This is a genomic window from Mesorhizobium sp. M1A.F.Ca.ET.072.01.1.1, from assembly GCF_004023325.1.
Taxonomy (GTDB): domain Bacteria; phylum Pseudomonadota; class Alphaproteobacteria; order Rhizobiales; family Rhizobiaceae; genus Mesorhizobium.
This window is the reverse complement of record NZ_RZSF01000194.1, coordinates 1-12,639: the sequence shown is the minus strand read 5'-3', so window position 1 is coordinate 12,639 and position 12,639 is coordinate 1. Positions and strand designations below refer to the sequence as shown.

Sequence of the window (12,639 nt, the reverse complement as noted above, 5' to 3'; positions counted from 1 at the left end):
GCGTGAGACATTGTCTGTTCCAAATGCGGGCGCCGGCGGGCCGGCTCAATTCGTCGTGTTGCGGCGGTCTCGTATCACGGCGCGCCGCAATGGTCATCCCCTCACGCGGGCCTTCGAATGCAAGGTTTTGCGATGCCGGCTTTTGGCTTTGACAGCGCGGAAAACTGCGGTTAAGGGGACCATTCTTTTTTTGACGAGGCTTGCTGTGGCAAAACCTGAACTTGGCACAAAACGTGTCGACCCCGAAACGGGGCGGAAATTCTACGATCTGAACAAGGACCCGATCGTCTCGCCATACACCGGCAAGAGCTATCCGCGCTCCTATTTCGAGGAAGGCAAGATTTCCGCGATCGAGGACGATGAGGACGTCGCCGACAAGGAAGTCGACTCCGAGGAGGAAGAAGGCGCCGAAATCGTCTCGCTCGAAGATGCGGACGAGGAGACCAAGGGCGGCGGCGACGATCTGCCCGATCTCGGCGACGACGAGGATGATGTCGATCTCGGTGACGATGACGATGACACCTTCCTTGCCGACGAGGAAGAAGAGGACGACGACGTTTCCGATATGATCGGCGTCGGCGACGACGAGGACGAGGTCTGATTTCGGCCCCGGCGCGATTGTTTGCCGGCCATTTTGACCTGTGACGAAAAAGCGGCTTTTCAAGGCTTGATCTTGACCGAAGGCGGCGCTAGAAGCCGCCAGCACTAAACGACGGCGCGGTGCCCAACCGCGCCGGATCTCTTCGCCGGAAACGGCGCCGGCTGACTGCCGGGAGTGGGGCCATAGCTCAGTTGGGAGAGCGCTTGAATGGCATTCAAGAGGTCGTCGGTTCGATTCCGATTGGCTCCACCAAACAGTCTTTCTTTGATGCTCGGTTTCGCGGCATTGGCGCTTGTCGCTTGTCAATCGGTATCCGAGGCCCCGCCTCCTCCTCAACCTGCCCCGGCTGCTGTCGCGGCTCCCGCTGTCCCGGACACTGCGGTGCTCGACCAAACCGTGGCGATCACGCCTCCGGGCAAGAGTGTCCCCGCCCGATATGCGGCGTTTTCAGGCATTTGGGCGGGACGGCTGGATGGCACCTTTGAAGGCAAGCTGGCCGTGCTGACCGTTTCACCGGCCGGGCAGGTGACGGTCAGCTACGCGTGGGGCGATATGGCCGACAACAAGCCGGGGATCGCCGACGGCGCCGGCAGGATCGCCGGGAACACCTTGAAGCTTGGACGCCTGCCGAACGGCGCAGACATCACGTTTACGATGCAGCCTGACGGAACGCTGGCCGGCACCTACACGCTTGCCGGCCAGACCTATAGGGGCCAGTTCGCCAAGCAATAGCGGCGGGCGGTCGCGTCGCCTTCTGCCGTGTCGGCCGGGCTCGAATCGGCTATGCCTCTCCCATGCAGGAAACGTCCCTCTATGCACCGGTGAAGCGGTTCCTCGAGAGCCTCGACTTCACCGTCAAAGGCGAGGTCGGCGGCTGCGACATCGTCGGGTTGCGCGAAGGCGAGCCGCCCGTGGTCGTCATCTGCGAGCTGAAGCTGCAGTTCAATCTTGAGCTCGTTCTGCAAGGCGTCGATCGGGCGGCGGCCTGCGACGAGGTCTGGCTCGCCGCGCGGATGTCGGCGCGCGGCAAGGGCCGCGAGCACGATCGACGTTTTCGCGCGCTCTGCCGGCGGCTCGGCTTCGGCCTGCTCGCGGTCGACGGGAAAGGCAAGGTCGAGTTGCTGCTCAGCCCGGCCGCCGTGCCGCCGCGGCGCGACCCGAGGCGGCGCTCGCGGCTGGTCGAGGAGCATCACCGCCGCAAGGGCGATCCCTCCATCGGCGGCAGCACGCGGCAAAAGCCGATCATGACCGCATACCGCCAGGAAGCGATTGCCTGCGCCGCCGCCATGGCCGACGGCCCGAAGCGGCCGCGCGATTTGAAACTCGTTGCCCCCCGCGCGGCCAGCATCCTGCTGCACAACTATTATGGCTGGTTCGCCAGGGCCGAGCGCGGCATCTACGCTCTGACCGAACTCGGGCAGGCTGCCTTGCAGTCGCAAGGGGTCCTCGACGGTCCGCCGCTGGTCGCTCCGTTTCAAGTCGAGCAGCTTGGAGCGAAGCTCGGCGCGTGAGCGGCTGACGCCGCTCGCGCACTGTCGGCTATCGACCGAAAATCGCCGAATCGCACCATGCGTGGTTGACTCACCTCTTCGTTAATGCAGAAATTGGTTGGACCATTGAACCACTTTCGGATTCACCAGCGTGACCGACCCTCTCCCGCCGATCCAGACGACGGCCCGCGATGATGCGGTCCTGAAGGCGTTGGCCGGCTTCGTGCGGCAAGAGGCGTTGGATCCCGGTGAAAAACTGCCGACCGAGCGCATCTTGGCCGAGCGCCTTAAGGTCAGCCGCAACACGGTTCGCGAGGCACTCACCCGCTGGGAGGGGCTGGGCCTCGTCGAGCGGCGCCAGGGCAGCGGCACTTACCTCAAGGCGGCGGTCTCGCCCGACATGCTGCACATGCCGCTGACCCTTGCCGGCGGCAACGACTTCGCCGGCCTGATGCGCACGCTGGAGATCCGCCGCGCGCTGGAGGCCGAGGCCGCCGCTCTTTGCGCCGTCCGCGCCGGCAAGGCTGAGGTCGCCGAGATCGAGCGCAAGCTCGACATCATGGAAGAAGCCTTCCACAGCCGCGCCGGCATGTCGTCGGAGGAGGACTGGGAGTTCCACCAGTCGGTCTACCGCGCCTCCGGCAATCCGCTGTTCGAGCAGATCATCAGCGCCATGCACGAGCTGTTCCACCGCTTCTGGGAACATCCGCTCGGCGTGCGCGATTTCGGCCATGCCAGCTTTCCCTATCACCGCACCATCTTCGACCGCATCGCCGCGCACGACCCGGAGGGAGCCCGGGCCGAAGCGCTGAAGCTCATCGCTACCGTCGAAAACGACCTCAAGCGCGGCGCCGCCAACCTCAAGCTTTTGGATCGCAAATGAACGAGCATCCCACAGGGTTCGACCCGGCTTCTTTGGCCAGCGACTACCTCGGCGAGGCGGCGACGCTTCTCGCGCATGACGATCCGTTCCCCGGCGGCGCTGTGGTGCCGCCGATCTACCAGACATCGCTCTTCACCTTCGACAATTACGCCGACATGGCCGACACCTTTGCCGGCAGGCGAAGGCAGCCGATCTATTCGCGCGGCGACAACCCCACGGTGATGGAGTTCGAGGCGCGCGTCGCGGCCTTGGAAGGCGCGGAAGCCGCGCGGGGCTTCTCCAGCGGCATGGCGGCTATCAGCGCCACCGTGCTCGCCTTCGTCGGCGCCGGCGAACGGATCGTTGCCGTACGCAACTGCTATGGCGACGCCTACCGCCTGTTCGAGCGCCTGTTCCCGCGCTTGCAAATCAAGGTCGACTATGTCGACGGCTCGGACCCCGATGCGGTGGCGGCGGCGCTTCCGGGCGCCAAGCTGCTCTACCTCGAAAGCCCCACCTCGATGATGTTCGAGCTGCAGGACATTGAGCACCTGACCCGGCTGGCGAAGGAACGGGGCATCGTCACCACCATCGACAATTCCTGGGCGACGCCCGTCTTCCAGAAGCCGATTTCGCATGGTGTCGATCTGGTGCTGCACTCGGCTTCGAAATATCTCGGCGGCCACAGCGACACCGTCGCCGGGGTGGTGGCGGGCTCGGCCGCGCATATCAAGCACATCAACGAGCAGACCTATTCGTCGCTTGGCGGCAAGCTGTCGCCTTTCGAGAGCTGGCTTCTGCTGCGCGGCCTGCGCACGCTGCCGCTGCGGTTGCCGCATCATATGAAGAGCGGTCTCACGCTCGCCGAGCGGCTGAAGGCGCATGGCAAGGTCGAGCGGGTCAACCATCCCGCCTACTCCAATCATCCCGGCAAGAAGACGCTTGCCGGCTATGCCGGGCTGTTCTCTTTCGAGGTCGCGGAAGATGTCGACATTCCGGCTTTCGTCGATGCGCTGAAGCTGTTCCGCATCGGCGTCAGCTGGGGCGGCCATGAAAGCCTGGTCGTGCCGGCCAAGGCCTCGCTCGAGCAGACGCCGGGTCTGAATTCGATGGCGCGCTTCGGCGTCAGCCCCCGAACCATCCGCTTCAATGTCGGATTGGAGAACGTCGAGGACCTCTGGGCCGACATCGCCCAGGCCTTCGACAAGGCAAAAAAATAAGGTGTTCAAAATGGGAGTTCCGAACATGAAAAGCCTGACAATCCTGCTTGCCGCCGCTGCCGGCCTCGCGATTTCCGCCGGGGCCGCGCTGGCCGACACCACCATCAAGATGGTCGAGGTCATCACCAGCCCGCCGCGCACCGAATTCCTGAAGAAGCAGATCGCCGAATTCGAGCAGGCCAATCCCGGCATCAAGGTCGAGCTCGTCTCGCTGCCTTGGGGTCAGGCGTTCGAGAAGTTTCTCACCATGGTTCAGGCCGGCGACACGCCCGACGTGGTCGAGATGCCGGAACGCTGGATGGGCCTCTATGCCAACAACGGCCAGCTCGAGGATCTCGGCCCCTACATGGCCAAATGGGACGACGCCAAGACGCTCGGCGACCGGGCCAAGCAGTTCGGCTCGACAGTCAACAACACCCAGTTCATGATCCCTTACGGCTACTATGTGAACGCGCTGTTCTGGAACAAGAAGCTGTTCAAGGAAGCGGGTCTTGACCGTCCGCCGGAAAACCTCGACGAGTTCGTCGAGTTCTCCAAAAAGATCTCCGCCATCCCCGGCAAATACGGCTATTGCCTCCGCGGCGGTCCCGGCGCCTTCAACGGCATGCACATGTTCATGAACATCGCCGCCGGCAAGGGCGGCTATTTCACCGAGGACGGCACTTCGACCATCAATGACGAGGGCTCGGTCAAGGGGCTGCAGATGTTGGCCGACATGTACAAGAACGGCCTGGCGCCGAAGGATTCCGTGAGCTGGGGCTTCAACGAGACGGTGACCGGCTTCTATTCCGGCACCTGCGCCATGCTCAACCAGGATCCGGACGCGCTGCTCGGCATCGCCGACAAGATGAGCGCCGACGACTTTGCGGTCGCGCCGCTGCCGGTCGGCCCGAGCGGCAAATCCTATCCGACGCTGGGCTATGCCGGCTGGGCGATGTTCGCCAATTCGCAGCACAAGGACGAAGCCTGGAAGCTGATGGCGACGCTGCTGTCGCCCAAGGACAATCTGGAATGGGCCAAGGAAGTCGGCGTCGTCCCGATCCACAACGGCGCCGATCAGGACGCCCACTTCAAGACCGAGCAGTTCAAGGGCTGGTTCACCGAGCTCAACGACAGCTCGAAATATGAAATGGTGACGCCGCCGACGCATCTGGAAAACCTCGGCAACTTCGTCGACCAGGTGGCGATCAAGAACTTCCAGGAAGTGCTGCTTGGCCAGAAGCCGGCCAAGCAGGTGGCCGACGAGTGGGCGGCGTTCCTGACCAAGGAGCAGCAGGCCTGGCTGGCCAAGAACAAGAAGTGACCTTTCTTCCTTCTCCCCGCTTGCGGGGAGAAGGTGTCACCCGATGAATGTCGCCCAAAAGTGCGAAGCGGTTTTGGGAGAACGACATTCACGGACAAGTGACGGATGAGGGGCAGCGCCGAATCCTGAAAGTCGGCTCCGCTCCTCATCTGCCTGCCCTCCTCCGCAGCAGCTGCGCTGCAGCGGAGGGTGAACCGGCATCTTCTCCCCGTAGAATGGGGAGAAGGACGCTGTCGCCACGCTGGCCTCACCATCACCCGTAGAGCCAAATCCATGACTTACGCAGTGTCCGAAATCCGATCGACCGGCCGGCCGCGCAAGAAGCGGCTGAGCAAGGCCGCGATCGAGCCCTGGCTCTATCTTTCGCCGGCTATCGTCCTGCTGGTCGTCGTGCTCCTGGTGCCGCTGATCATCGGCATCAGCTATTCCTTCCGCAAATTCTCCGCCTTCAAATCGGAATATGTCGGGCTCGGCCAGTACCAGGCGATGCTCTCCGACGCGGTGCTCGGCCAGGCGCTGGTCAACACGCTTTGGTGGACGGCCGCCAGCCTGTTCTTCCAGTTCTTCCTCGGGCTTGGTCTGGCGCTGCTGCTCGACAAGCCCTTTTATGGCCGCAAGGTCGTGCAGGCCGTGGTGTTCCTGCCCTGGGCGGTGCCGTCCTTTCTTTCCGGCCTTACCTGGGCCTGGCTGTTCAACCCGATCATCGGCCCGCTGCCGCACTGGCTTTTCGCGCTCGGCCTGAAGGCCGAGCCGACCAACGTGCTTTCCGATCCGGCGACAGCCATGTGGGGGCCGATCGTCGCCAACATTTGGTTCGGCATTCCCTTCTTCGCCATCACGCTGCTTGCGGCGTTGAAGTCGATCCCGTCGGAACTGCATGAGGCGGCAGCCATCGACGGCGCCTCGCCCTGGCAGCGCTTCACCAAGGTGACGCTGCCGTTCCTGGCGCCGACCATCGTCATCACCGTCATGCTGCGCACCATCTGGATCGCGACCTTCGCCGACTTGATCTTCGTCATGACCGAGGGCGGACCGGCAGGCTCGACCAGCACGGTGCCGGTCTACATCTATGTCAGCGCCTTCAAGTCGCTGGACAAAGGCTATGCGTCCGCAGTCGCGGTGCTGCTGCTGGTGCTGCTCATTGCCTATGCGGTTGGCCTGATCGCCATCCGCCGCACACTTGTGAGGCATGTCTGATGATCGCCGGCCGTTCCACCTCTTCGCGCATCGCCGGCGGCATCGGCCTCTACGCCGCGATCGCCGCCTATGTCGTCTTCGCGCTGTTCCCGATCTTCTGGACGCTGAAGATCTCTGTGACGCCGGAGCGGCTGCTCTATTCCGAAGGCATAACCTTCTGGCCATCGGAAACGACGCTCAAGAACTTCGACACCGTGCTGGAGGCTTCCGACTTCCCGCGCTACTTCTTGAACAGCGTCATCGTCTCGGTGTCGACGGCGGCACTGGTCACGGTCATCGCCACGCTTGCCGGCTATGCGATGTCGCGCTTTACCTTCCGCGGCAAGGCGACTTTAGCGATCCTGCTCTTGCTGACCCAGACTTTCCCGCTGGTCATGGTCATCCCGCCGATCTACCGCATCATGGGCGATCTCGGCCTGACCAACAGCCTGACCGGGCTGATCATCATCTACACCGCCTTCAACACCGCCTTCGCCACCTTCCTCATGCAATCCTTCTTCGACAGCATTCCGAAGGATCTGGAGGAGGCGGCGATGATCGACGGCTGCACGCGCGCCCAGGCGATGCGCCGGGTGATCGTGCCCCTCACCTTGCCCGGCATGGGGGCGACGCTCGGCTTCGTCTTCACCGCCGCTTGGAGCGAATTGCTGTTCGCGCTGATGCTGATCTCCAGCGACGAGCAGAAGACCTTTGCCGTCGGCCTGCTCACCTTCATCGGCAAGTTCGCCGTCGACTGGGGGCAGATGATGGCGGCCTCCATCCTGGCGCTGATCCCGGTCTGCATCTTCTTCGCCTTCCTGCAACGCTATCTCGTCACCGGCCTTACCGCCGGCGCTGTCAAAGGATAATCGATGGCTTCCGTCACCCTGCAACATGTCGAGAAGGACTATGGAGCGCTGCGCATCCTGCACGGCGTCGATCTCGAGATCGCCGACGGCGAGTTCGTCGTGCTGGTCGGCCCGTCCGGCTGTGGCAAGTCAACGCTGCTGCGCATGATCGCCGGCCTGGAGGAGGTCACCGGCGGCGAGATCCGCATCGGCGAGCGGCTGGTCAACGATGTGGCGCCGAAGGACCGCGACATCGCTATGGTGTTTCAGTCCTATGCGCTCTACCCGCATATGGACGTCTCCTCGAACATGGGCTTCAGCCTGATGCTGAAGAAGGCCGAGAAGACGACGATCGACGGCAGGGTGGGCGCCGCCGCCAAGCGCCTCGGTCTGGAGACGTTTCTCGGCCGCCTGCCGCGCCAGCTTTCCGGCGGTCAGCGCCAGCGCGTCGCCATGGGCCGCGCCATCGTGCGCGATCCCAAAGTCTTCCTGTTCGACGAGCCGCTGTCGAACCTCGACGCCAAGCTGCGCGTCCACATGCGCGCCGAGATCAAGGCGCTGCACCAGCAGCTGAAGACAACCTCGGTCTATGTCACGCACGACCAGGTCGAGGCGATGACCATGGCCGACCGCATCGTCGTCATGCATGACGGCTATGTGCAGCAGGTCGGCCATCCGCTGGAGCTCTACGATCGTCCCGCCAACACTTTCGTCGCCGGGTTCATCGGCTCGCCCGGCATGAATTTTTTGCCGGCAAAGGTCGCCAAGGGCGGCAAGGTCGATGCCGTGCTGGGCGACGGCCAGAAGCTGAGGCTGCCGGACGGATTGCCGCTGAAGAATGGCGATGCGCTGACCGTCGGGCTGCGGCCGGAACACATCCGGCTGGCCGACGACGGCCCGCTGAAAGGTCAGGTCGAGGTCGTCGAGCCGCTCGGCCTGTCGACGCAATTCTATGTCAGGCTGGCCAACCAGCAGATCTGCGTCTTCGTCATGGGCCGCAGCAATGTCAAACCGGGCGACGCGATCCGGCTCGCCGCCGACCCAGCGGCGCTGCATCTGTTCGATCCGGCAAGCGGCGCTCGCATCGGATAGGTCAGCGCCGGCGGAAGGCGTCCAATGTGTAATCGGGCCGGTCAGGTCGCCTAGATCGGCCAATATCCCGGACAAGACCAGCCTCGTCGCCACGCCTGCACCGACCCCGCCTGCGCTGTCGTGCTCGACGCGAATCCTTCTCCTCCGAGATCGTCAGCGAGAACCTCTTGAGGAAGACGGCGATCTGGCGCAATTGTGGACCGACAACATGGAATTGGCCCGCTTCATCGACGTCGGCCTGGAGACCGCCCGGCGCAAGGCCGAACTCATCTCGCCCTCGCAGAAGCCCTGATGCTTCGATACCGCCGAGAGGTGAATTGCGGTTTTCGGCAGCCGCGCTCTGCTAGACTCCCGTTGATTCGTCTCGACAGGGAACGGCATGAGCAAGGCTCTCGGCACATTCGCATTGGTCACGGTTCTGAGCGCCTTGCTGATGGCGTTGTCGCTGGCGGTCGCCAGGCACGGCTACCCCCAAGGCGCCTTCGGCGTTAAGCGTCTCGACGGCATTGCCGACGCGGGTTCGTTCCTGGCCATCGCCGCCATTTACTTCTTCAGCGCGATGTTGATGATGATCCTGCCCATCCGCGCCGCCGGAGTTGTGCTTACGCATGCCGCGGATGCGATCTTCTGGGCAACGATCGTGCTGTTCGCCGCCATTGTCGGTTCGCTTCTCGCCCGATGGGCGCTCGGCCAGCGCGAGGTGCCTTGGACCCTTCTCAACTGGCGATTCCTGTTCGTCCCGGCGATCGTCGGCGCGCATCTCGCCATGAATGAGCTTCGCCGCAACATCCTGCTCAGAAGCCTGTTCTTCGTCATCTTCGCCGCGGCAACGCTCGCCGGCCTGTTCTGGTCGTTTTCCGTCTGAAGGAGGCCGTCAGGGCTTTGTCGTGACAGAGGGGCGCGGACGAAGCCGGTGGACTTCCACCGCCGCGCGCCTACCTTTATCGAAAGCTTCTCGGGTAGACGTTTCCGCCGACCATGGCTATATCATTTGTCTGACAAATGACCGGCGCTTTGCCACGCCAGCCAATCTCGAAGAAGCAAGCCAATCTCGAAGGAATGAAGATGACCGTGCTCCGCAAGAACCTGATCGACGGCGAGTGGCTGGGCGAGGCCGGCTCGCGCAACATCAACCCGTCGAACACCAACGATGTGGTCGGCGAATACGCCTCGGCCGGGCCGGAGGAGGCCAAGCAGGCCATCGCGGTCGCCAAGGCGGCCTTCCCGGGCTGGTCGCGCTCCGGCCCCCTGGCGCGCCATGCCGTGCTGAAGAAGACTTCCGACGAGATCATGGCGCGCAAGGACGAGATCGGCCGGTCTCTCGCCCGTGAAGAAGGCAAAACCCTGGCCGAAGGCGTCGGCGAAACCATCCGCGCCGCGCAGATCTTCGACTTCTTCGCCGGCGAGACGCTGCGGCTGTCTGGTGAGCTTGTGCCGAGCGTGCGCCCCGGCGTCGGTGTCGAGATGACCCGCGAAGGCGTCGGCGTGGTTGGCATCATCACGCCGTGGAACTTCCCGATCGCCATTCCCGCTTGGAAGATTGCGCCTGCGCTGGCCTACGGCAACACCATTGTCTTCAAGCCGGCGGAACTGGTTCCCGAAAGCGCCTGGACCATCGTCGACATCCTGCATCGTGCCGGGCTGCCGAAGGGCGTGCTCAACCTCGTCATGGGCAAGGGCTCTGTCGTCGGCCAGGCCATGCTCGACAGCCCGGACGTCAACGCCATCTCCTTTACCGGCTCGGTCGGCACGGGAAAACGCGTCGCGGCGGCAAGTGTGGAGCATATGCGCAAGTTCCAGCTCGAGATGGGCGGCAAGAACCCGCTCGTCGTGCTCGACGACGCGGACCTTGCGGTCGCGGTCGATTGCGCCGTCAACGGCGCCTATTTCTCGACCGGCCAGCGTTGCACCGCGTCCTCGCGCCTCATCGTCACCGCAGGCATCCACGACCGCTTCGTCGACGCCATGAAGGAGCGCCTGGACAAGCTGGTCATCGGCGACGCGCTGGACGCCAAGACCCAGATCGGCCCGGTCGTCGACCAGACCCAACTCAAACAGGATGAGGACTATATCGCTATCGGCCGCCAGGAAGGCGCCGAGCTCGCCTTCGGCGGCGAGCGGCTGGAGCGCGAGACTCCCGGCTTCTATCTCAGGCCCGCGCTGTTTACCGGCGCCACCAACGCCATGCGCATCTCGCGCGAAGAAATCTTCGGCCCGGTCGCCAATGTCATCCGCGTCAAGGATTATGATGAGGCGCTGACTGTGGCCAACGACACGCCGTTCGGCTTGACCTCCGGCATCTGCACGACAAGCCTGAAGCACGCGACGCATTTCAAGCGCAACTCCGAAGCCGGCATGGTAATGGTCAACCTGCCGACGGCGGGCGTCGACTTCCATGTGCCGTTCGGCGGCCGCAAGGGCTCGAGCTACGGCCCGCGCGAGCAGGGCCGCTACGCCATGGAGTTCTACACCACCGTCAAGACGGCCTATACGTTCGCCGGCTGACGGGCAGGCTTCATGACGTCCGACTTCGCCGGAATGGCCTGGCTCAACCCGCCGCCGCACCATGTGTTCGGCGACGGGACGCTTCATGTCCGTACCGGCAAGGAGACGGATTTTTGGCGCGAGACCTTCTACGGCTTCCGCCGCGACAATGGCCATTTCCTCTATCGTCCCGTGGCGGGCGACTTCAGCGCCGAGGTCACCGTCAAAGGCGAATACAAGGCGCTCTACGATCAGGCCGGCCTGATGCTGCGGCTCAGCGAAACGCACTGGATCAAGGCCGGTATCGAATACACGGACGGCCTCGCCTATTTTTCCGTTGTCGTCACCAACGACACCTCCGACTGGTCGCTGGTCAGCATTCCGACAGACCCCGACGGCGTGAGGATTCGTCTGACCCGCCACGCCGAAGCCATTCGCGTTCAGTACCTCGAAGCCGCGGACGGCCGCTGGAAACCGGTGCGGCTGGCCCATTTCCCGGTCTCGCGGAGCGTCGACGTCGGCATGATGTGCTGCTCGCCGCAGCGCGAAGGCTTCGAGGTGATGTTCTCGGGCTTCAGCGTTGGCCCGCCAATCGCGAGAGAGTTGCACGATTGATGGTGGCGCGGCGCTGCCCTCTTGCGCAGTTCGCAGGTCGATGCCCCCAGCGCGGCATGGGCGCGGTGACTGGCCGGCCGTCGGCCGTTCAGCGGTCGAGCGTCCGGCGAATTCGGTTGCGATGCTGGAAGGCTGCCCTTCGCGGCCGGCTGTTTCTGGAGGGAAACTGGGAAAGGCGGGGCCTCACCAGGGGACGTGCTGTATCTCCAGCCGCGGCAGTCCGATCGGCCTGATGCCGAGATCGTTCGCCAGGGCGCCGAAACCCTCGGTCTCGATCAGGTCGCGATAGGGGATCTCCGGAAAGCGAAGGCCGCCGCGATGCAAGGCGGCATCGACCAAGAGCATGGTGCCGCCGACACCATCCAGGCCGATGCTGTCGAGGTGGCGGACGTCGCTCATATGCAGCCTTGCATGTGTGTGCCGCGGAGGCTGATAGAGACCGTCGTGAACATGGCGGAAGTAGTTATGATCTCTGTTGTGCCGCACAGTGACGAAACTGTTGAGGTCGAAGCTGTCGCCGCCTGGGACTTTCACGCAGTGCGGCGCGACGATGCGGTGCCCCCTTGCAATCAGCCGGGTCACGACGTCCGCTGGAAAACGCCAGACATCGATGTCGATCCACAGCGCCCAGTCGTCCTCGTCTCTCAGCCCATGATCGATCAGATGGTTACGCACCTTGGCGATGCCGCTGCGCCTGACGCGTTGCAGCTGCCGGTTCGCTCGCTTGTCGCGGTCAAGCTCGGTGCCGAGTTTTTTCCGCAGCAGCACGACTTCGCGATAGTCCTTGCCCAGGGCCGCAGTGGCGCCTTGCAACCGCTCCCAGCTGCCATCTGAACTGTCGCCTTCGCAAAAGACGAGCTTCATCTTGTCCTTTGGGAAGTCGAGCTGCCGCAACGCGGCGAGGAATGGCTCTATGTGTTGGGCCGCATCGCGCAGCGGCACCAGCAC

Annotated in this window: 12 protein-coding genes, 1 tRNA gene and 1 pseudogene; 13 read left to right on the top strand and 1 reads right to left on the bottom strand. The window is 63.7% G+C overall.

Annotated elements, in window-relative coordinates; all coding sequences use genetic code 11:
• The first annotated feature begins 205 nt into the window (after window positions 1-205).
• The 13 genes from EOA32_RS23625 (at window position 206) to EOA32_RS23555 (ending at window position 11,691) form a co-directional block, all read left to right on the top strand.
• The gene (locus EOA32_RS23625) at window positions 206-601 is read left to right on the top strand and encodes a TIGR02300 family protein (protein WP_067003406.1); all 396 of its coding nucleotides are present in this window, start codon (window positions 206-208) and stop codon (window positions 599-601) included.
• 176 nt (window positions 602-777) lie between these two features.
• Window positions 778-853: transfer RNA gene (locus EOA32_RS23620), tRNA-Ala, on the top strand.
• Window positions 854-982: 129 nt separating this feature from the next.
• Window positions 983-1,333, top strand: a complete 351-nt coding sequence (locus EOA32_RS23615; protein ID WP_245299804.1) for a hypothetical protein — start codon at window positions 983-985, stop codon at window positions 1,331-1,333.
• A 62-nt stretch (window positions 1,334-1,395) separates the two neighbouring features.
• Entirely contained in the window at window positions 1,396-2,112 is a 717-nt protein-coding gene (locus tag EOA32_RS23610) for a DUF2161 family putative PD-(D/E)XK-type phosphodiesterase (RefSeq protein ID WP_128373016.1), read from the top strand.
• A gap of 130 nt (window positions 2,113-2,242) precedes the next feature.
• Window positions 2,243-2,974, top strand: coding sequence for a FadR/GntR family transcriptional regulator (locus EOA32_RS23605; RefSeq protein ID WP_128373015.1), 732 nt, complete (start codon window positions 2,243-2,245; stop codon window positions 2,972-2,974).
• Complete coding sequence (locus tag EOA32_RS23600; RefSeq protein ID WP_128373014.1) at window positions 2,971-4,173, top strand: PLP-dependent transferase; 1,203 nt, start codon at window positions 2,971-2,973, stop codon at window positions 4,171-4,173. Before EOA32_RS23605 ends, EOA32_RS23600 begins: the two co-directional genes overlap by 4 nt.
• A 25-nt stretch (window positions 4,174-4,198) precedes the next feature.
• The gene (locus EOA32_RS23595; RefSeq protein WP_128373013.1) at window positions 4,199-5,476 is read left to right on the top strand and encodes a sugar ABC transporter substrate-binding protein; all 1,278 of its coding nucleotides are present in this window, start codon (window positions 4,199-4,201) and stop codon (window positions 5,474-5,476) included.
• A gap of 273 nt (window positions 5,477-5,749) precedes the next feature.
• On the top strand, window positions 5,750-6,673 hold the full coding sequence (locus tag EOA32_RS23590) for a sugar ABC transporter permease (protein ID WP_095777012.1): 924 nt from the start codon (window positions 5,750-5,752) through the stop codon (window positions 6,671-6,673).
• Window positions 6,673-7,521 carry a carbohydrate ABC transporter permease gene (locus EOA32_RS23585; RefSeq protein WP_067003416.1) on the top strand — a complete coding sequence of 283 codons (849 nt, stop codon included), beginning with the start codon at window positions 6,673-6,675 and terminating at the stop codon, window positions 7,519-7,521. Before EOA32_RS23590 ends, EOA32_RS23585 begins: the two co-directional genes overlap by 1 nt.
• 3 nt (window positions 7,522-7,524) lie before the next feature.
• Window positions 7,525-8,592: a sn-glycerol-3-phosphate ABC transporter ATP-binding protein UgpC gene (gene ugpC, locus EOA32_RS23580; RefSeq protein WP_128373012.1), complete on the top strand. Its 1,068-nt coding sequence runs from the start codon at window positions 7,525-7,527 to the stop codon at window positions 8,590-8,592.
• A gap of 379 nt (window positions 8,593-8,971) precedes the next feature.
• A complete protein-coding gene (locus EOA32_RS23565; RefSeq protein WP_128373011.1) occupies window positions 8,972-9,457 on the top strand; it encodes a hypothetical protein in 486 nt (161 codons plus the stop codon).
• Window positions 9,458-9,657: 200 nt separating this feature from the next.
• A complete protein-coding gene (locus EOA32_RS23560) occupies window positions 9,658-11,097 on the top strand; it encodes an aldehyde dehydrogenase family protein (protein WP_128373010.1) in 1,440 nt (479 codons plus the stop codon).
• A 12-nt stretch (window positions 11,098-11,109) separates the two neighbouring features.
• Window positions 11,110-11,691 (top strand): DUF1349 domain-containing protein, encoded by a 582-nt coding sequence (locus tag EOA32_RS23555; RefSeq protein ID WP_128373009.1) that lies wholly within the window; start codon window positions 11,110-11,112, stop codon window positions 11,689-11,691.
• A gap of 183 nt (window positions 11,692-11,874) precedes the next feature.
• On the opposite strand, the pseudogene EOA32_RS23550 reads toward EOA32_RS23555, so the two are convergent.
• Window positions 11,875-12,639, bottom strand: a pseudogene (locus tag EOA32_RS23550) (ANP1/MMN9/VAN1 family protein); the annotation flags it as partial.